Here is an 18,660-nt window from a genome sequence, read left to right on the forward strand (position 1 = left end):
ACCGCCAGACCGTCGCTCGGCTTACCCCCAGCTCCCAGACAGCGTCACGGACCCCGCTCTCCAAGCTGCCGGACCCGGAAAGATAGACCTGCACTAAGGGCCGCAAGACCGACGCCCGGCGCTGTTCCTCTGCGCCGAGCCCCCCGATTTCTTCGCGATCAGCTTGCAACCCCACTAATAGACCAGTCCCGTGAACCCTGTCTCACCATTAACGGCAAGAATCTCAGAATAAAATGCAACATCTCGCATTTAAGGGCAACGGTGTGCCATTGTTTTTGTTGAATTCGTCATCTCAGAATTAAGGGCCACGCGACAGTAACGCTAGCTCCCTGCACCGATGAGCTGCTGTCGTCGTGGGTTGCTCGGCATGCGGTGTTCTATGGTGTCCCTCCCCTTGCCATGCTTCGGCATTGCCTCCCAGAGACGCCATCCCTGCGCGCCACCGATCTTAGTCTCAACGACAATCAGATCCTCCGCCTGGCGCATATACTCTGCGTGGATGAGGCAACGATCCGCCGCACCACCTTCACAGATATCGCCCGGTCGTCGCGGTGCCTGATTGCGACGGATGCGATACAGTCATGCTCAGCCTGTCATCCCCCAGAGACGGAACCGAGGCTTGTTCTTCGAAGTCAGCTTCTCGGCTGGCGTATCACCTGCACTCTTTGCGGCACGTCGCTCGCTTACCCCGGCGCGCCTGACCGCCGCTCTGCCTTCGGCAGCTACCATGCTGTTGCTCTTGCGGGAGAGAGGCTGCTTCACAATGAGGCCGAACGCGGAGTCCGAACCTGGGCATCGCCAGCCAAGATCGCACAACTTCTGCTGATGCGACGAGGGACGAAACACAGCCTGGAAGACTATCAGCCCTGGCGCTACAGGGTGCTCGGCGCACTCATTCCAGATCTAGATGATGCTGTTGAACGGCAGAGCCTACCGTCATCGGCAATCCCAATTCTGTCATTACATCTTCGGCCGGCTCTGCTGGCCGGAGTAGCAATCGTTGAACGTTCCGGACCCGAGATGCTTGAGATGCTATGCGGCCAAATGATGGGTGAGAACAAAGCGCGCTTCAGGAGTGCCATCGAAGAGATAATAAGCAGTACCTGCCGATCGACCGCGTCATCGCAAATTCAATTAATTTGAGAATCTTCCCGGAACGATTCTCACGTTAACTGCCAAATTGGATCAAAGCGGCCGCATTCTCACGGTTAAGTGCCAAGCGACACAGGTCACGGATGAAGCAATTGAGCGTTGGGTACCCGAGTTCGACGCCGAAGCCGCATTTGCATGAGCCGCTTCACCAGCGCCGGATTGCCGCCCTCAAGACTGCCGGTCTGCTTCAAGCCGCATCGGGATGAGTTGTTGTCGTCCTGGATCGGACGTCATGCCGACTTCTACGCAGTGCCGTCGCTCGTCATGCTTCGGCATTGCTTGCCAGAGGCCGCATCGTTGCGAGCAGCTGACCTCAATCTGGCTGAAAACCAGGAAGTTCGCCTCGCCAACATGTTCGCTGCAGAGCAGGCTGACATACACCGTATGACCTTCACCAACGTCCCGCCGTCGTTCCATCGATGGATCGCCGTGAGGCCGTCACAGCGTTGCACAATCTGCAATCCTGTCCATGCGGCGCCCCTACCCGTGCTGCGAAGCCAGCTGCTGGGCTGGCGGATCACATGCTCTCGCTGTGGAGACCTCCTACGAGACCGAGATGGGCACGAAGTCCCCTCTCCTTTCCGGCATTATCATAGCATGGCAATACGGGGCGAGAAGCTTCTCGACAATGAGATCGAGCGCGGTGCTCGGACCTGGGCTTCGCCAACTGAAATCGCCCGACTTCTGCTCATGCGGCGGATAATCTTCCCCGTGCCATCAAAGCATGAGCTTTATCTCTTCCGCGTCCTCGGCGTCATCATCCCCGATCTCGATCGGGTGGTCGCCGCAGAACGGGTGGACCTTTCCACGCCTGCAAGGCCAATCCTGCCGCTCCACCTGCGGGCAAGCCTATTGACGGGCGTGGCCATAGTTAAACGCGCCGGACCTGAGATGCTCCGAATGCTCCGCCGTTACATGCTTGGCGACAACATGACTCGATTCAGCGACGCCGCCGAGAAACTGATCGCACAGGCTGGTAAACACCCGTACGCCTCACAGAGGCAGTTAATTTGAGAACCACGTCTATCAGATTCTCATGGTTAAATGGAAAACTGCAAGGAATCGACCGCATTCTCGCGGTTAGCTGCCAAGCGACAACGTCAAATCGGGAAAGAGCATGGACCGGCCAGGCCTCGCCGATCTTCTCGGCTACGCCCGTCCCGGCGATACGCTCGCCATCGTCCGTCTCGATCGTCTCGGCCGCTCACTGGCGGAACTACTTGCAACGGTGACGATGCTTCGGGAGCGGCAGATTGCTCTGCTCAGCCTTGAGGAGAAGATCGACACATCCTCGGCCGCCGGCGAGCTTGTCTTTCACGTGTTCGGCGCCATCGCCCATTTCGAGCGGCGTCTGATCTCCGAGCGGACGAAAGACGGTGTGGCAGCCGCGAGGGCGAAAGGCAAACGGCCTGGCCGACAACCACTCGACATGAGAAAGGTCGAGGCCGCCATCAAGCTGGTCGAGGCGAAAACCTCACCCGCCGAAGCTGCCAGGCAGCTCGGCCTTGGCCGATCTACGATATATCGGGAGATGAGGCGGCAGGGCATCAGACGACCTGCATAGCGAAAATCACGCTTTGTTCTACCTTGCCGTTGTTTAGCGAACTTTCAACGCGATGCCCTCAATCAGAGAGGGCTTTCAGATATCGCCCAGGCAAACATATTTCAGTTCGAGGAAATCATCGATCCCATGGCGTGAGCCCTCGCGGCCGAGCCCCGATTGCTTGATCCCGCCAAAGGGTGCTTCCGGGGTTGAAATCAAGCCCGTGTTGACACCAACCATGCCGTATTCCAACGTCTCAGCCACGCGAAACACACGCGAGAGATCCTTTGCGTAGAAGTAGGATGCGAGACCGAATTCGGTATCGTTTGCCTGACGGATCACGTCGTCCTCGCTGGTAAAGCGGAAAAGCGGGGCGATCGGCCCGAATGTCTCTTCAGACGCGACGGCCATTTCGGCAGTGACACCAGTCAAAACTGTTGGCTCGAAGAAAGTGCCGCCGCGGGCGTGACGCTTGCCGCCCACGACAATTTGCGCACCCTTATCGGCCGCGTCAGCGATATGCTGCTCCACCTTGGCGACTGCCGAGTTGTCGATCAGGGGACCGAGGTCGACGTCGGCCTCAAGGCCGTTGCCAACCTTGAGCCGGGACACCGCATGCGCCAACTTGCTGGCAAAAGCATCATACACTCCATCCTGAACGTAGAAGCGATTTGCGCAGACGCAGGTTTGCCCGTTGTTACGGAACTTGGCGATCATCGCGCCCTGGACGGCGGCATCGAGATCAGCGTCATCGAAGACGATGAAGGGTGCATTGCCGCCCAGTTCAAGACCCAGCTTCTTGATGGTCCGCGCCGATTGCGCGTAAATCTGCGCCCCGACTTCTGTCGAGCCCGTAAAGGTCAGTTTGCGCACGGTTGGATTCGAGGTCATTTCCGCGCCGATCTCGCGTGACGATCCGGTCACGACGGAGAAAAGGCCTGCCGGAATCCCAGCTCGTTCGGCAAGAGCGGCCAAAGCGAGAGCAGAAAATGGTGTTTGCGCCGCGGGCTTGAGCACGACCGCACATCCGGCCGCCAGCGCAGGGCCGACTTTTCGGGTAATCATCGCAACTGGAAAATTCCATGGCGTGATCGCTGCGACTACGCCCACAGGCTGCTTGAATACGAGAATGCGCTTGTCGGGATGGTGACCCGGCACGATATCACCATAGACGCGGCGCGCTTCTTCCGCGAACCATTCTATGAAAGAGGCGCCATAGGTGATTTCGTTCTTGGCCTCCGCAAGAGGCTTGCCTTGTTCGCGCGTGAGGATCATCGCCAGGTCGTCGCGATGGGCGACGATTAGATCGTACCAACGGCGCAATATGTCCGCGCGATGTTTAGCCGTGGTTCGCGCCCAGACCTTCCGGGCGGCTTCCGCCATCTCGATTGCCTGGCGAACCCGGGCGACGGGCACATAGGGAACACGCCCTAATTCTTCACCGGTAGCCGGGTCGATCACCCTCATGCTAGAGGCGTCCGCGGGATGCCAAATGCCCCCGATAAAGGCAGCTTGCCGGAACAGTGCGGGATCGCTGAGTTTCATGCCATGTCCTCCAGTTCGGCCCTAAGCGACCCCAGACCGTGTGGACCGTAATTCTCAAACCGCATTCGCAGTCTCCTTGATGCGTTGTGCTGCCGACATTTGCCTGCCCGAACCGACAATCAGTCATTCCGAGAAGCAAATACCCCGCAGATTTTCATGAAATATTCTGTTGAACTGGGGCGGCCATGCCGTCGCCGGATCGTCCTTCCAGACCGGTTCAGTCCCGCGAACGAAGAACAGAGACCGGACGCCTTCGTAGAAATCATGACGCTGGAGGATCATGGCGTTCATCATCATGTCCCGCCGCAGACAATGCGGGACGGTGGGAAGTTCCTGCGCATTCGTGAGGGCTTTGAACGCGATATGCAGCGCCGCCGGCGAGAAGCGGAGAAGCATTTCGCTGAGGTCCATACCGATGTCACAATGACGCGCCGCTAAACGTTCGCTGCATTCATCCCAGGTTGGCGCCGAAAACACCTCTTCGCAGAAGGTGGACAGCTCATCCGGCATCGTTACCGGTGTCGGCAGGGCAAGACGCTGAATCAGCATGAGGGGATCCGCTTCGTTCGCGATTGCGGCGATCAACTCGCCGTGCAGCCTTTGTGGCACGACCGCCTGAGCAAGGCCCATTTCGACGGCCCGTCCGGGAGCAATCGGGCGACCCGACAAGCCATAATAAAAGCCGAGCCTGGCCGGAAGGCGGCTCAAATGGAACGTCACGCCAACATCGGGATAGAACCCGATGCGCACCTCGGGCATGGAAAGCTGCGCCGTCTCTGACAGCACCACCATCCGGCCGTGTACAGCCATGGCCATGCCGGCACCCATGCATAGTCCATCGACGAGGCAGAGCCAAGGCTTGGGGTAAGTCGCTATCCTGGCATTCAGGATATACTCCTCGCTCCAGATTCTGACGGCCATTTCACGGTCCTGAAGCGCAAGGTTATAGAGTTCCTTAAGGTCCCCTCCTGCACAGAATGAGCGAGCGTCCTGCGCGGTGACCACCACGGCGCTTATGTCGTCCCGCGCCTCAAAATCCGACATGGCCCGAAGGATAATCCGAACCATAACGTTGTTGAGGGCGTTCATGGCCTGGGGTCTGTTGAGATGGATTCTCCCCGCCGCCCCCTCGCTCCAAACCAGGACGTCGCCCTCGCCTTTGGGAATATCTGCTCTGCGCATCAATAGGCTTGTTCGTACATCGCCAGGGCAGCGGCCTCGTTGACCGGCACTGGGTTATTGACCAGAAGGCGCGTCTGCTTCATCGCATCGGCAGCGAGCATCGGCAGAGCTTCGCGCGGCACGCTCACGTCTCTCAGACGCCGTGGCGCTCCGGACCTTTCCACCAAAACGAGTATGGAATCGATGAATGTCTGCGCGTCGACTTCGTCGTTACCTGTACGTGGATTGCCAAGCACCTCGGCAAGCTCCGCATAGAGGGCAGTTGCACCGGCACGATTAAAGGTCAGCACCGGCCCGAGCATCAGCGCATTCGACAAACCGTGAGGGATATGGAACCTGCCGCCGAGCGGATACGCGAGCGCATGCACCGCCGCGACGGGCGCATTGGCGAACGCCTGTCCCGCCAGCATCGATCCCAACAACATCGCCTCCCGCGCATCGGCATCGGTTCCATCCTCGCAAACTGCGAGCAGGTTGGCGGAAAGCAGTTTCAGCGCCTCGCGCGCCAGCATGTCGGATAGCGGGTTCTTGAGATGCGCGGAGGTATAGGCCTCGATGGCGTGAACCATCGCGTCGATCCCGGTCGCGGCTGTATGTGCAGGAGGCAGGCCGAGGGTGAGGTCGGCATCGAGGAGAACCCGGTCGGCATAGAGCGCGTCGGCGACGATCCCCAGCTTGGTGCTTTCCGCCGTGGTCAGAATCGAGATGCGGGTGACCTCCGACCCCGTGCCGGCAGTGGTTGGCACCTGCGCCAGAGGCAGCCGCCCCCCGTGAAGGTTTCCGATGCCGTAGGCTTCCGCGATCGGCTGGCCGGAATGGGCGATGGCGGCCACCACCTTGGCCACATCCATGGACGAGCCCCCGCCGATGCCAATGACGATCTCGACCTTCTCGCGTATCGCCATCTCAACGCACAAGCTGACGATTCTTTCCGCCGGATCGGCTTCGACACCGTCGAAAACGAAAGCCGGATATCCGTGCTTCACAAGCGAGTCCAGCGCGCCGGACAGCAGTCCCGAGCCATGCAGGAACCGGTCGGTGACGACGAGAACCTTGCCGGCGGGGAACCATTTCTTCAGGAGTTCGCCGATACGGGCTGCACCGCCGCGTTCCATGTGAATATGGGGAACCGTCGCAAAATCAAACGCTCTCATGGCGTCGCTCCTTCCTGATGAACTGTTCGTACGGGCGCGGGATATGGCCTCGGATGCAATGGGTCCGGTGGATCCGCTGCCCTTGACGCCCTCCGTGCGAGACGCAATGTTCCGGGCGCCGCCACTCGTGTTCTGAAAGGTGAAATTTTTTGGCTACATCCTGCTCGCACTACTTTCGTGAAACGCTCCGGGGCGCGGAACGGCTCGGGGTCAGTGTCGATCATCTTCTGGAACATATCGGGCTCGACCCCGCCGAGGTGAACGACCCCACCTGGCGCGGGCCATCCGAGAAACTGGCGGAACTGGTCCAGATGGTCTGGCTCCTTCTGGACGACGAATTCATGGGATTCATGAAGAGTCGCTGCAAGCCCGGCGTCTTCGCCATGATGTGCAATGTCAGCATCCACGAGCACACGATCGCGGCGGCGCTGCGGAAAGGCGTTCTTTTCTACAGCCTGTTCACCGACGAGATCCGGATGGACTTCTCCAGGGTGGAGAACCGCCACGTTCTCGAAATCAGCTTCCGCAATCCGGAGTTCGACCCAAACCACTACTTCCTCGAATTCTGGCTTTCCATCTGGTATCGGGCGATCTGCTGGATGGCTGGCCGCAATATTCTGGTGGAGGCGGTGGAGTTCGAATATCCCCGCCCTGTCGAGCGCGCCGAGGAGCTGCGCTACATGTTCCCCGGAGAGCACAGGTTTTCGCAGGAAAAGACCCGGCTGATCTTCAACGAGGATCTCGACGACGTCGCAAACGTCCGCAACCGCGCCGAACTGAAGACCATGCTGGAGCGCGCGCCGCTGGTGTTCATGACGGTTCCGACCAATCTGAACAGCATGGCGAGGCGCATCCGCAACGACATTCTCGCGGCGAAGGGTGAATATGTGTTCTTTCCGCAGGTCGCCCACGTCGCCGACCAATATGGCATAAGCGCGCAGACGCTGCGGCGGCGACTGCACGACGAGGGAACGAGTTTTCGCAGCGTGATCGAGGGCATTCGCCGGGATCTCGCGCTTCGGCAATTGCTGAAGACGAAGCGAACCGTCAGCGCCATAGCGGTAAATCTCGGATATTCCGAAACACGCGCCTTTACCCGCGCCTTCAAGCAATGGACCGGCATGAGCCCGCGAGACTATCGCAAGAAGATTCTCGGCAAGTTCCTGGAGAACGGGCTTGAGCGCAACCGGGGCTGACATTCACTTGCTCCAGCCGTAGCTCTGCGTCATGATCCGCCGCAGCGTTTCCATATCGAGGCCGTTCTGTCCGGCCACCAGTGCCATATAGTTGTCACGGTCGCAGGCCAGTGCGGCCACGACCGCCTCCGCCGCGCTTGCCCGTCCGGGCGCGTCTTCCCGTCCCAGCGCCTCCAGCGCGGTGGACCCATGCTCAGAGAGCGGGTCGTCGGCCGGCAAGCGCTGCATGAGGGCCGAAAGCAGGGCGATCAGCGTCGGAAAGCCGATCAGGCCAGCTGTGCCGAACAGGCCGGAGCGCGGCAATCCGAGCGCGGGTATCGCCATGGAGTCGATTGCGCCGCGATCCGCTTCGCTGCTGAGGGCGCGGGAGAACGCGACCGCGATGGTGAAAAGGCCGACACGGTTGGCGCAGAAGCCGGCATTGTCCGGCAGACGCACGACGGCACGGCCAAGATCCCCCGACAGCCGCGACTGCAAAATAGCGACCGCCTTGTCGTTCATCGGCGCAGCGGCCTCCGATCCGGTCACGAGTTCGACCAGCGGACAGTATTTCAACGGAAAAAAGAAATGGGCGACCGCATGGCGTCGCTGGAAATCGGCGGGGAGTCCGGCGATCAGTTCCGCGCGCGTTATCACCGAGGAATCCGACGTTACGACCGGGCAAACGGTCGTCGCGCAATGCGCCAGCACCGCCCGCTTCCGCTCCGGGTCTCGACCCGCCGCCTCGATGATCCATTGAGCGGTCGCCAGACTGTCCTGAAGGTCGTGAGCGTCGGGTGAGACCAGCCGCACGCCACCCCGGTCGGCGAGGAAGCCGGTAAGCGCCTCGGCATAGCCGTCGTCGCCCACAACCACAACGGGATTCATCCGCGCCATCCCAGCCGCTCCAGAACCCGCCGCGCCACCCTGCCGCGTCCCTGCGCGTCCGGCATGAACGTGTCCCCATCCTCGATGCTGATGTGGTCAGCGGCGTGACAGTCGCTTCCGCTTGTGAACAGGATGTCCACCAGACCAGCATAACAGGCGAGCAGCCCCGCATCGCCGGCTGGAAGGCCCAGATCGGCCTGCAGCCGCGCCACAGGTCCCTTGACGGCTTGCCCGTCAATATAGGGAGAAACGGCAAGAACCGGGACGGTTCGCCCGGCGAGTTTTTGCCGCAGGTCGCCCGTCGCCAGCATCGGCGCAATGCTCAGGAAGGGATTCGAAGGCGCAATGATGATCCCCGCTAGATGAGGGTCGGCAAATGCCGTCTCGACTTCTTCGGACAGGGGAGTGGCTGGCGTGGCTCCATACCGCAACCCGAGGACGCTCACATCCGCCCTGCGGCGCACGAAATAGTCCTGAAAAGCAAGATCGCCCTCGACTGTCCGCACGATCGTTGGGGCCGGAATTTCGGTTACGGGTACAGGCGCATACGAAACCCCGAGCGCAGACGCAAGACGGCGGACAGTTTCCGCAAGTCCCCTGCCCTCGCTCAGCAGCGCGTTGCGTGCAAGATGCAGGCCGATGTCGCGGTCGCCGAGCTGAAACCAGGCCGGCCCACCGAGCGTTGCAAGCGTCTGGTGCGCCACCCAGCTTTCGTCGTCGCGACCCCAGCCCCGTTCGCGGCTGACGCATCCGGCCAGCATGTAGAGCACGGTGTCGATATCGGGGCATATGCGCAGCCCGAGATGGTCGAAATCGTCGCCCGTATTGACGACGATGGTGAGCGCTTCGGGCGGCAAATGCTGCGCCAGCCCCTCTGCCAGACGCGAGCCGCCGACGCCGCCGCACAGAACGATAAAACGCTGAGTCATCGAAACAGGTCGCTTTCAACGGGTCGAACGAGATTCGCCGCCGAGTGAGGGCTTTCAGTCCAGTCCAGTCCCCGGACAACCACAACCGGCCTGCCTTCAGCAGCCTGGCCCATCGTCAGCGAGGCTGCGGCGGCAATCTCGTCGGCGAAGCCCAGTTCCGACGTTTCGAGACGCCGACCGAACAGGTCGGGCTGGCCGCGCAGGTCGCGCAGCGTCTCGATCCCAGCCGCACCGATCGTGGTCCCGCAGGTTCCGTTGCGCCACGCCCTGCCAATGCTGTCGATGATCAGTACCGCCAGCCTGACGCCGGTCCGCCTCTGGAGCCTGTCACGCAGCATCGCTGCGCTACCGTCAGGATCGGCCGGAAGCAGGAGCACTTCCTCGGCGGCGGTGTCTTCCCCCCGCGGCAGATTTGAGTGATCGATACCGGCATTCGCGAGCACGAAACCGAGGCGATGCCTGACGATGATGGTGCCTGGAACCGTCCGCATGACCTCGCGGCTCTCCGAGAGGATTACTTCGACCAGACGCGGATCCTTGCGAGCGGATTCCGCCAGGCGCTCCGCCTCCGCCGACGGCGAGATGGTTCGCAGATCGACGTAGCGACCCTCGGATTTGGACACGATCTTCTGCGCCAGAACCACAACGTCGCCGTCCTGAAGGCCGATGCTTCCGGCAGCGGCGACGATCTGCTCGTCGAGCGCATCGCCGGGCGCAACGAGAGGAAAATCCGTCAGAGGTATTAGCGAAACCATGCCTGCTTCTCAAACTCCCAGATAAACGTCTTGGACATGCGGATCCGCAAGCAGGTCCGCCGAGCGGCCTTCCATGACGATTTGGCCGCGATCGATCACATAGGCGCGATCCGACACACGCAGCACGGCCTGAACGTTCTGCTCGACGACGAGCACGGTCGCTCCCTCATCGCGGATGCGCAGCATCGTTTCCATCACTTGCCTTGCGAGCAACGGGGCAAGCCCCATGGTGGGTTCGTCAAGCAGGACCATGGTGGGCTCCGACATCAGGGCTCGCCCCATTGCCAGCATCTGCTGCTGCCCACCCGAAAGGGAGCCGGCCGGACGCTTGCGGAATTCGCCGAGAATCGGGAACATCTCATAGATCCTCGTCCGGTTCCGCTCGATCTTGCCGGGAGCGATCCAGGCGCCAAGCGCTAGATTGTCCTCAACCGAGAGGGGCTGGAATATCTGCCTGCCTTCGGGCACCTGCGCCAGACCCTGCGTCACCCGCTTCGCGGCGGAAACGTTCTGTATCGGATGGCCGTCCAGTTCGATCCGGCCCGCCGTGATCGGCTGCACGCCGGAAATGGCGCGCATCAATGTGGTCTTGCCGGCGCCATTAGATCCGACAAGCGCCACGATCTCGCCCTTGCCGACCTCCAGACCAACCCCGTGGAGAACTTCGATGCGGCCATAACCGCCTTTGAGATCCCGAATGCTAAGCATGGACGGTATCCTCCTCCGGCGCGCCGAGATAGGCCTCGACCACCGCCGGATCGGTTCGGATTTCATCCGGGGTGCCGTGGGCAAGGGTGCGTCCACGGTCGAGAACGTGGACACGGTCGGCCACCCCCATCACCATGTGCATGTCGTGTTCGACTAGGACTACCGCCACTCCCATCTTCGCGACCCTGCGGATGACCGCGTCTACATCGCCGGTCTCGGTGGCGTTGCAACCCGCCACCGGCTCGTCGAGCATCAGCACCCGCGGACCGCTCGCCAGCGCCCTCGCAATTTCCAGCCGCTTCAGCACACCGTAGGATTGCGCCCCCGAGTTCTGCTGCGCCCGGTCGCTGATACCGATCAGATCGAGCAACTCCATCGCCTTCGTATGAGTTTCCCGGTTCTGCCTCTTGATCGAAGGCAGCCCCAGCATGTGCGAGACCACGCCGCCGCGCTCTTTCGTCCTAAACCCGACCATGACATTCTCGACCACGGACATGTTCTCGAATATTTGCAGATTCTGGAATGTCCTGGTCATGCCACGGCGAGCGCGTTCGAAGGGCCTCAGCTGCGAGATATCTTCTCCCGCAAGCGAGACGCGACCCTGTGTCGGAACATAAACGCCCGAAACGCAATTGAAGAGCGTGGTCTTTCCAGCGCCGTTCGGCCCGATCAGGGCAAAGACTTCGCCAGCTTCCACCGAGAAGCTGACGCCATCGAGCGCGACCAGCCCGCCAAAACGGATACCGATATTTTCAACCGTCAGCATGCTCATTTCTCTCCGGAACCGAAGCGGGCGCGCAACGTCGGAACGATGCCTCCAGGAAAGAAAACCATGATCAGGATCAGGATCAGACCGAGAATGGCGTGCTCATATTCATGGAAGACAGTCAGCAGCTGCGGCAGCACCACCAGAATGGCCGCTCCCAATATGCTGCCGATTGCGGAGCCCAACCCGCCGACCACCGTCATCATCATGAATTCGATGGAGCGCATGATGCCGGCCGCCTGAGGCGTGATATATCTGTCGAACATCACGAAGCAGCATCCGGCGAGCGTTGCGAAAACCGCCGAGACGACGAACGCCTTCAGCTTGGCGCCGGCGACGTCGACGCCGAGAACGGCTGCGGCCGTCTCGCTGTCATGGAGCGCGCGCATCTCCCGTCCCGAGGGACTGTCGAGAAGGCTCGCCAGCAGATACATCACGAGAACGAGCAGGCCGCCGCAAATCCAGTACCAGCTCCAGCGTGCGGACATGCCGAACAGCCGAACCGACGGCATATCCAGCGCCATGCCGTCCGGTCCACCGGTGATAGAAAGCGCATTGTTGAGGAACATCGCGAAGATCGACCCGAAAGCCAGTGTGGCCATGGCCAGATGATAGCCTCGCAACTTGAGGAGCGGCCGGCCGATCACCCAGGCGACGGCCCCCGCCACCGGCAGTGAAAGCGCGGCAAGAAGCCAGGGCGAGAGCCCGTACTGCTTCGCTCCGATGGCGACGATATAAGCGCCCAGACCGAAGAAAGCGCCATGCCCGAGACTGATCTGTCCGGCATATCCCATAAGCAGATTCATACCCAAAATGACCATTGCGAAGATGAACAGCAGCGTGGCGAGGCGGATCTGGAAATTCGAGATCGGGAAAAGCGGAACGACAAGAACGGCCAGCGCCACGAAGAGCATCGGCGCATAGGGGGAGGTAAGAAAACGCCGCATGTCAGATCCTTTCCACCGAGCTGGAGGCGAAGAGCCCCTGCGGTCGCAGTGCGAACACCATCAGCAGCACGACCAGCGCGAAGGCGTCCTTGTAGACGGAGGAGACATATCCTGCGCCGAAGGCTTCCAGCAGGCCAACCAGTAGGCCGCCGACGACCGGCCCGTAAGGCCGCCCCATCCCTCCGAGCATGGCGCCCGTAAATCCCTTGATCGCCAGCATGACGCCGCTGTCGAAGCTCATCAGGGTTATGGGCGTGGCGAGTATGCCGCCCAGCGCGCCGATAAACGCCGACAGGCCGAAGCAGAGCCCCACCACGACCGACTTATTGATCCCCATCAGTTGGGCGCCAAGTGCGTTCGAAGCCACGCCCACGATCGCCTTGCCGGTCAGCGTCCGTGACATGAAGGCCCATAGAGCAAGCACTATGAGACCGGTGCCAAGGATGATCATGACAGCCTGTGTCTGGATCACCACCCCGCCGACGCGCCAAGTCTGCCAGGGCAGAAGCCCGGGCAGACTGATGAAGTTCTTGCCGAGCAGAGCGGAAGCGAGGCCACGAACCAGCATCGACGCCCCGATAGTCAGGATCAGCAGTTGCACGGGCGTGGCCTGGCGCGCCTTTCTTATGCCGTAGAAATAAAGGGCGAGGCCGAAGCCGACGGTGATCACGCAGGCGACGAGCGCCGCGATCGGATAGGGCAGCCCATAGGACGCCATGGCAATACCGCCCAGCATGCCGCCCAGCATGAAGAACTCGCCCTGTGAGAAATTGAAGATGTCCGAAGCGCGGTAGATCAGCGTGAAGCCCACCGCCACCAGCGCATAGATCGCTCCGACCGTAAGGCCCGAAACGATGAGCTGCATGAATACAACCATAGTTTTTTTCCGATCAGGTTCGCGAACAGGGGCGCCCCGCACGGCCTGGACCGTGCGAGGCGAATGATATCACTCCGAAACTGGCGCCCATTTGCCGTCGCGGATGGTGAGCATCACGAAGCTGCTCAGATCGATTCCAAGATGGTCTTCCGGCGACATGCGGATCGCGCCCACCGTCCCGATGAAGCCATCGGTGGCTTCCAATGCGTCGCGGACCGCGGCGGGGTCAGAGGTCCCTGCCCGCTTCATAGCGTCAACCAGCAGAAGCAGCCCGTCATGCGCATAACCGCCGAAGGCATCCGGCTGCCGCCCCGTCGCAGCGATGAACTGGTCGCGATAGGTGAGCAGAATCGGCTTTTCCGGACTGTCGTCGTCCAGCGTATCCACGATCAGCAGCGAGGGGCCGGGGATGCGTATGCCCTCGCCATCGGCCGCCACGGCCTCAAGATAGCCTTGCGTCGCCGCCGGGTGGCTCATGTAGAGCGTCTGCTCCATGCCAAGCTGGCGGAAGTTGCGGGTCACGATCGCCGGCCCCTGGCCAATATCGGCGTTGATGACGGCTTCCACACCGTCGGTCCCGCGAATGCGGTTCAGCTGCGGGGTCATGTCGCTGTCGCGCGGGCCGTAGCTTTCCTGCACAAGGATCTCTATGTCCACTTTCGGCGCGAGTTCGGCACACTGCTTGGCCATCGATTGGGCGAAGCCGCCTTGTCCCGAAATCAGAGCCGCCTTGCTCAATCCGAGCACTTTCATGTCCTCGAAAATCTTTTCGCATGCCATGAGGTCGGTGTGGGGAGGCTTGAAAACCCACTCACGAACCGGGTCGATGATCTCGACACCGCCGGAAAACGATACAAAGGGGATCTCGGCGTCTTCAACGACCGGGATCACCGCCATGGAATTGCCGGTGCCCGATCCGCCGATCACCGCGACGACCTCATCCTCCTCGATCATGCGCGTTGCAAAGTTGCGCGAAGCGCTCGCGTCGGACATGTCGTCATAGTAGAAAAGCTGGATGGGCTCACCATTGATCCCGCCCGACTCGTTGATCTGCTTGACGAGCATCTCGACGGTCAACCGCTGCGGCTCTCCGAGGAAAGAGGCAGGGCCAGTGGCCGATGTGAACGCGCCGATGCGGATTTCCGCCATCGCCGGGCTGACGCCTGAAAGAGCGACGCCGGCGGCAAGAGTCAACGCCAAGGTTTTCAACTTCATATTTTCCTCCCATAAACAGCTGCCCCACAGCAGCCGGTTGAATTTCGTTCAGGCAGCGGCTCGCGCACACTCCATCTTCTAGTTTTCGGATTGACGGGTTCCGATGGCAATGACCAACCAGTTCAGAAAAAGGGGACATTTTCGCTCAGGCGAACGAGATGGTTCCCTCGCAACGAAGCGCGTTCATGGCGTCCCGAAGCTCGTCGTCAATCGGCACCGGACGCCTCATATCCCGGTCGACATAGACATGGACGAAACTGCCTTCGGCAGCACAGATGTCGCCAGTTTCAGGGAAAAGCGCAATCCGATAGGTGACTGAACTCGTCCCGATCCGGTCAACCCTCAGACCAGCGACGACGGAGTGCGGATAGGCCAGTTCCGCATAATAGTCACAGCTGCTGTGCACCACCAGCCGGACCGTTTCGGTCAGGCGCGGATCCTGGCCCGTCGTCTCGAACAGCCAGCGATTCACCACGCTGTCAAAAAGCGCATAGTGGATACTGTTGTTCATGTGGCCGAAAATATCGTTGTCGTTCCAGCGTGTGGTGATCGTCTCGAAATGGACGAAGTCCTTCCGCGTACCGGGACTCTTCTTTCCCGTCATAGCCTCCCCCCCTCTACGGTCCCGGCCGGCTCGACGGATGGTGCGGAGCGGGCGCGCGAGCGCTTGCCGGCATAGGGCCGGTTCACGACCGGTCGCAACTCAGCCGCATTGAACGAGGCAGCCTGGCGCTCCTGCTTCTGACGTTCGTAGAGCGTTGTGCGCTGCACCGGCCAGCGGCCGGCCGCCACGATCATGTCCTCCATCCGTTCCGGCGCTGACTCCTGCCCATGCTGGGCGCCCGCGGCGCGCGTGATGGACTCGTTCATCAGCGTTCCGCCAAGATCGTTGACGCCGGCCCTTAGCGCAATGTCGACGCCCTCGGGTCCGAGCTTCACCCATGACGCCTGAATGTTGGGAATGAGCGGATGCAGAACCAGTCTCGCCACCGCATGCATGAGGATCGCCTCGCGGAAGGTCGGTCCCGGCCGCGCCCCGCCGCGCAGGAAAAGCGGCGCTTCCATCGCGACGAACGGCAAGGCGACGAATTCCGTGATGCCGCCGGTGCGCTCCTGCAAATCCCGCAGAACCAGAAGATGACGGGCCCAGTGGCGCGGATGATCGATGTGACCGTACATGATCGTTGACGTCGTTTTCAGCCCGACGGAATGCGCAGCCTCGATGGCCTCCACCCACTCATCCGTCGACAGCTTCCCCTTGCACAAAACCTCGCGGACCTCGTCGTGCAGGATCTCGGCTGCCGTTCCGGGCAGCGATCCGAGGCCGGCTTCCTTGAGCCGGCGCAGATAGTCTGCGAGCGGCATTCCAAGGGTCGCCGCGCCTTGCGTCACCTCAAGAGGCGAGAAGGCATGCACGTGCATTTCAGGCTCGGCCGCCTTCACCGTGCGCAGGATGTCAAGGTAGGTCTCGCCCGTATAGTCGGGGCTGATGCCTCCCTGCATGCAGACCTCGGAAGCTCCACGGCTCCACGCCTCGCTCACCCGGCGAGCGACCTCGGAAAGGTCGAGATCGTAAGGCTTGCCTCTCAGCGCCTCGTGCGTGCGGCCCTTCGAGAAGGCGCAGAACGTGCAGGAATAGGTGCAGACATTGGTGTAGTTGATATTCCGCGTTACGACATAGCTCACATTGCGCCCGCACCGCGCCTGCCGCAATGCGTCGGCGGCCTGGCACACATAGAGCATATCGCGGCTGCGCACGCCGAACAGCGTTTCGATCGACGCCTCGTCGAGCCGTTCACCGGCGAGTGCGGTTTCGACGATCTGGCGGATTTCCGGACGGACCGCCGCCGGATCCACCGGCTTGTCGAGATCCTTGAACAGACCGGCGTCGGGCGCGGCTGCGCCACCGGCCATCCAGCCACATTCGCGAGCAAGCCCCTCGGCATCTGCGCGAGCCAGAACGTGGCGGAAAACGGCCGCGTCGATCCAGGAACCCTTGAGGTCGATGTAGCGTGGATAGACCGTAAGACGCTGGACGAGTTCCTTTCCCGCCGCCGCGGTCACCGACGACAACTTGTCGAGATGCGGCCACGGCGCTTCGGGATTGACGTGGTCCGGGGTAACGGGCGAAACCCCGCCCCAGTCGTTGATGCCCGCCGAGATCAGCTTGTCCAGATCGCCATGCGCAAGATTGGGCGGCGCCTGCAAGCTGATGTCCCGTCCCAGGATGAGGCGGGCGAGCGCGATCGATCGAAGGAACTCCTCTTCGCCGGGCTCGGGCGCGGACGCCATCCGCGTTCCCGCCTTGGCGCGGAAGTTCTGGACGATCACCTCCTGGATATTCCCGTATGCTGCATGGATATCCCGGATCTGGAGAAGCGAATCCACCCGCTCTTCCCATGTTTCGCCGATGCCGATCAGCAGCCCGGTTGTCATCGGAATACGCAGGGATCCGGCTTCACGCAGCGTCGCAAGACGCAGTTCGGGCTGCTTGTCGGGAGAGCCGTAATGCGGCTGCCCACGCTGGCACAGGCGCTCCGATCCGCTTTCCAGCATCAGCCCCATCGAAGGGGCCACCTTCCGCAGCGCCGCCAGTTCTTCGCGCGTCATAGTTCCGGCGTTGACATGCGGCAGCAGACCCGTTTCGCCAAGGATCACCTCGCAGACGGCGCATACATAATCGATGGTCGACGCGTAGCCCTGCGCGGCCAGCCAGTCCCGTGCGACGGCGTAGCGAAGCTCGGGCTTTTCGCCCAGCGTCAGCAGGACCTCGTTGCAACCCGCCGCCTGCCCCTGTCGCACGACGGCAAGCACCTGCTCCACCGTCATGAAGGGGGCTGCAACCCTGCGCGGCGCTTTCGCAAAGGTGCAGTAGTGGCAGACATCGCGGCAAAGCTCGGTCAGCGGCACGAAGACCTTGCGCGAATAGGTGATGCGATGGCCGAAGGCTCCATCGCGCATGGCGGCCGCGCGGGCCAGCAGGGTTTCCGTCGGCAGGTCGAGCAGTTCCAGCGCCGCCTGACGGTCCAAAAGTGATTCAGAACACGAGGTCAGTGTATCCATGGCCTGTCCTTCCCTGGCGCGGGATGAGGGAAACTCTCGGGCGATTTCCCGCCCGCATTCCGCTCAGTATCTTTGGAGCCGATTGTGTTTGCGCGATCTCGGCGTTCCCCAGCCAGACCGGCCTGCAATGCAAAGAGCACATTGTCCGGCGCTTTTTCGGCCGCTTCGTACCGCTGGACCACGTCAAAGACGCTGTGGGGCGTATCAAGATCCAATGCGATGGCTTCAGATTTGAAAAGCTGGCAGGGCACGCCCCGCCGGCGCGCTTCCCGCAGATGCTGCGGGGCGCTGCTTTCGCCGAAGCGGTAGGGCAGACCTCCGGGAACGGTCGCGATACGAACATTGGTGCCGCGACGATGCTGGTCGCTGGCGAGGGTCAGTCCCTGCGGCCCCAGTCCGGCATGGGCGACCAGCATGCGTTCGAATTCCGCCGCGCGAAAGAAAGGCAGGTCAGCGCAGACGACCGCCAGCGGCTCGTCATCCCTCGGGCGAAGTTCCAGTTCTCCCGCAGCCAGCGCGCCGTTCAGGCCGCCCGCACCGTCGTCCCATAAATAATCCGTTCCCATTGCCAGGCAAAATTCCCGCATTTCGGGTTCTGAGCTGACCACAAGGATACGACGCAAGCCGGAAACCAGCCGAAGTTCGGTCAGCACCGACTGCGCCATCGCCCGTGCAAGCTGCCGCCTGACGCCGCTGTCAAAAATCGGACCCAGACGGCTCTTGGCATGTGCGAACGACTTCACCGGCACCAGAACCTGCAT

General features: G+C 61.5%; 18 protein-coding genes. 4 read left to right on the plus strand and 14 right to left on the minus strand.

The annotated features are described in order from the left end of the window. The first annotated feature begins 297 nt into the window (after nucleotides 1-297). The 3 genes from AC13D8_RS20685 to AC13D8_RS20695 all read left to right on the plus strand — a co-directional run bounded on the left by AC13D8_RS20685 (nucleotide 298) and on the right by AC13D8_RS20695 (nucleotide 2,716). The gene (locus tag AC13D8_RS20685; protein WP_482970399.1) at nucleotides 298-1,143 is read left to right on the plus strand and encodes a TniQ family protein; all 846 of its coding nucleotides are present in this window, start codon (nucleotides 298-300) and stop codon (nucleotides 1,141-1,143) included. A 144-nt stretch (nucleotides 1,144-1,287) separates the two neighbouring features. Beyond that, complete coding sequence (locus tag AC13D8_RS20690; protein WP_482970374.1) at nucleotides 1,288-2,166, plus strand: TniQ family protein; 879 nt, start codon at nucleotides 1,288-1,290, stop codon at nucleotides 2,164-2,166. Between the two features lie 70 nt (nucleotides 2,167-2,236). After that, entirely contained in the window at nucleotides 2,237-2,716 is a 480-nt protein-coding gene (locus tag AC13D8_RS20695) for a recombinase family protein (protein WP_482970400.1), read from the plus strand. A gap of 75 nt (nucleotides 2,717-2,791) precedes the next feature. Here the strand turns inward: AC13D8_RS20695 and AC13D8_RS20700 are convergent, their stop codons facing one another. From AC13D8_RS20700 to AC13D8_RS20710, 3 genes are all read right to left on the minus strand, one after another. Beyond that, nucleotides 2,792-4,240 carry an NAD-dependent succinate-semialdehyde dehydrogenase gene (locus AC13D8_RS20700; protein WP_482970375.1) on the minus strand — a complete coding sequence of 483 codons (1,449 nt, stop codon included), beginning with the start codon at nucleotides 4,238-4,240 and terminating at the stop codon, nucleotides 2,792-2,794. 123 nt (nucleotides 4,241-4,363) lie between these two features. Beyond that, nucleotides 4,364-5,422, minus strand: coding sequence for an enoyl-CoA hydratase/isomerase family protein (locus tag AC13D8_RS20705; RefSeq protein ID WP_482970376.1), 1,059 nt, complete (start codon nucleotides 5,420-5,422; stop codon nucleotides 4,364-4,366). Next, the gene (locus tag AC13D8_RS20710; protein ID WP_482970377.1) at nucleotides 5,422-6,576 is read right to left on the minus strand and encodes an iron-containing alcohol dehydrogenase; all 1,155 of its coding nucleotides are present in this window, start codon (nucleotides 6,574-6,576) and stop codon (nucleotides 5,422-5,424) included. The genes AC13D8_RS20705 and AC13D8_RS20710 overlap by 1 nt, the downstream gene beginning before the upstream one ends. A 149-nt stretch (nucleotides 6,577-6,725) precedes the next feature. Here AC13D8_RS20710 and AC13D8_RS20715 point away from each other — a divergent pair, with 149 nt between their 5' ends. Further along, nucleotides 6,726-7,772: an AraC family transcriptional regulator gene (locus AC13D8_RS20715; protein WP_482970378.1), complete on the plus strand. Its 1,047-nt coding sequence runs from the start codon at nucleotides 6,726-6,728 to the stop codon at nucleotides 7,770-7,772. A 3-nt stretch (nucleotides 7,773-7,775) separates the two neighbouring features. Here the strand turns inward: AC13D8_RS20715 and AC13D8_RS20720 are convergent, their stop codons facing one another. The 11 genes from AC13D8_RS20720 to cofC all read right to left on the minus strand — a co-directional run bounded on the left by AC13D8_RS20720 (nucleotide 7,776) and on the right by cofC (nucleotide 18,660). Beyond that, entirely contained in the window at nucleotides 7,776-8,648 is an 873-nt protein-coding gene (locus tag AC13D8_RS20720; protein WP_482970379.1) for a 3-hydroxyacyl-CoA dehydrogenase NAD-binding domain-containing protein, read from the minus strand. Then, nucleotides 8,636-9,568 (minus strand): 2-phospho-L-lactate transferase CofD family protein, encoded by a 933-nt coding sequence (locus AC13D8_RS20725; protein WP_482970380.1) that lies wholly within the window; start codon nucleotides 9,566-9,568, stop codon nucleotides 8,636-8,638. The genes AC13D8_RS20720 and AC13D8_RS20725 overlap by 13 nt, the downstream gene beginning before the upstream one ends. After that, nucleotides 9,565-10,323, minus strand: coding sequence for a coenzyme F420-0:L-glutamate ligase (gene cofE, locus AC13D8_RS20730; RefSeq protein ID WP_482970381.1), 759 nt, complete (start codon nucleotides 10,321-10,323; stop codon nucleotides 9,565-9,567). The genes AC13D8_RS20725 and cofE overlap by 4 nt, the downstream gene beginning before the upstream one ends. A 9-nt stretch (nucleotides 10,324-10,332) precedes the next feature. Then, nucleotides 10,333-11,031, minus strand: a complete 699-nt coding sequence (locus AC13D8_RS20735) for an ABC transporter ATP-binding protein (RefSeq protein ID WP_482970382.1) — start codon at nucleotides 11,029-11,031, stop codon at nucleotides 10,333-10,335. Beyond that, nucleotides 11,024-11,797: an ABC transporter ATP-binding protein gene (locus AC13D8_RS20740; protein ID WP_482970383.1), complete on the minus strand. Its 774-nt coding sequence runs from the start codon at nucleotides 11,795-11,797 to the stop codon at nucleotides 11,024-11,026. The genes AC13D8_RS20735 and AC13D8_RS20740 overlap by 8 nt, the downstream gene beginning before the upstream one ends. A 2-nt stretch (nucleotides 11,798-11,799) precedes the next feature. Beyond that, nucleotides 11,800-12,744: a branched-chain amino acid ABC transporter permease gene (locus AC13D8_RS20745; RefSeq protein WP_482970384.1), complete on the minus strand. Its 945-nt coding sequence runs from the start codon at nucleotides 12,742-12,744 to the stop codon at nucleotides 11,800-11,802. Nucleotide 12,745: 1 nt separating this feature from the next. After that, nucleotides 12,746-13,609, minus strand: a complete 864-nt coding sequence (locus tag AC13D8_RS20750; protein ID WP_482970385.1) for a branched-chain amino acid ABC transporter permease — start codon at nucleotides 13,607-13,609, stop codon at nucleotides 12,746-12,748. Between the two features lie 81 nt (nucleotides 13,610-13,690). Next, on the minus strand, nucleotides 13,691-14,836 hold the full coding sequence (locus AC13D8_RS20755) for an ABC transporter substrate-binding protein (protein ID WP_482970386.1): 1,146 nt from the start codon (nucleotides 14,834-14,836) through the stop codon (nucleotides 13,691-13,693). A gap of 145 nt (nucleotides 14,837-14,981) precedes the next feature. Continuing rightward, on the minus strand, nucleotides 14,982-15,440 hold the full coding sequence (locus AC13D8_RS20760; RefSeq protein ID WP_482970387.1) for an acyl-CoA thioesterase: 459 nt from the start codon (nucleotides 15,438-15,440) through the stop codon (nucleotides 14,982-14,984). Continuing rightward, nucleotides 15,437-17,899, minus strand: coding sequence for a 5-amino-6-(D-ribitylamino)uracil--L-tyrosine 4-hydroxyphenyl transferase CofH (gene cofH / locus AC13D8_RS20765; protein ID WP_482970388.1), 2,463 nt, complete (start codon nucleotides 17,897-17,899; stop codon nucleotides 15,437-15,439). Before cofH ends, AC13D8_RS20760 begins: the two co-directional genes overlap by 4 nt. Next, nucleotides 17,887-18,660, minus strand: a complete 774-nt coding sequence (gene cofC / locus AC13D8_RS20770) for a 2-phospho-L-lactate guanylyltransferase (RefSeq protein ID WP_482970389.1) — start codon at nucleotides 18,658-18,660, stop codon at nucleotides 17,887-17,889. The genes cofH and cofC overlap by 13 nt, the downstream gene beginning before the upstream one ends.

The organism is Roseovarius sp. B-10, from assembly GCF_056859295.1.

Coding starts and splice junctions, on each gene's coding strand:
- AC13D8_RS20690 (WP_482970374.1), top strand. CDS start 1,288: ATGAGCCGCTTCACCAGCGCCGGATTGCCGCCCTCAAGACTGCCGGTC.
- AC13D8_RS20720 (WP_482970379.1), bottom strand. CDS start 8,648: ATGGCGCGGATGAATCCCGTTGTGGTTGTGGGCGACGACGGCTATGCC.
- AC13D8_RS20705 (WP_482970376.1), bottom strand. CDS start 5,422: ATGCGCAGAGCAGATATTCCCAAAGGCGAGGGCGACGTCCTGGTTTGG.
- AC13D8_RS20750 (WP_482970385.1), bottom strand. CDS start 13,609: ATGCAGCTCATCGTTTCGGGCCTTACGGTCGGAGCGATCTATGCGCTG.
- AC13D8_RS20740 (WP_482970383.1), bottom strand. CDS start 11,797: ATGCTGACGGTTGAAAATATCGGTATCCGTTTTGGCGGGCTGGTCGCG.
- cofH (WP_482970388.1), bottom strand. CDS start 17,899: ATGGATACACTGACCTCGTGTTCTGAATCACTTTTGGACCGTCAGGCG.
- cofC (WP_482970389.1), bottom strand. CDS start 18,660: ATGCAGGTTCTGGTGCCGGTGAAGTCGTTCGCACATGCCAAGAGCCGT.
- AC13D8_RS20735 (WP_482970382.1), bottom strand. CDS start 11,031: ATGCTTAGCATTCGGGATCTCAAAGGCGGTTATGGCCGCATCGAAGTT.
- AC13D8_RS20755 (WP_482970386.1), bottom strand. CDS start 14,836: ATGAAGTTGAAAACCTTGGCGTTGACTCTTGCCGCCGGCGTCGCTCTT.
- AC13D8_RS20745 (WP_482970384.1), bottom strand. CDS start 12,744: ATGCGGCGTTTTCTTACCTCCCCCTATGCGCCGATGCTCTTCGTGGCG.
- cofE (WP_482970381.1), bottom strand. CDS start 10,323: ATGGTTTCGCTAATACCTCTGACGGATTTTCCTCTCGTTGCGCCCGGC.
- AC13D8_RS20700 (WP_482970375.1), bottom strand. CDS start 4,240: ATGAAACTCAGCGATCCCGCACTGTTCCGGCAAGCTGCCTTTATCGGG.
- AC13D8_RS20760 (WP_482970387.1), bottom strand. CDS start 15,440: ATGACGGGAAAGAAGAGTCCCGGTACGCGGAAGGACTTCGTCCATTTC.
- AC13D8_RS20710 (WP_482970377.1), bottom strand. CDS start 6,576: ATGAGAGCGTTTGATTTTGCGACGGTTCCCCATATTCACATGGAACGC.
- AC13D8_RS20725 (WP_482970380.1), bottom strand. CDS start 9,568: ATGACTCAGCGTTTTATCGTTCTGTGCGGCGGCGTCGGCGGCTCGCGT.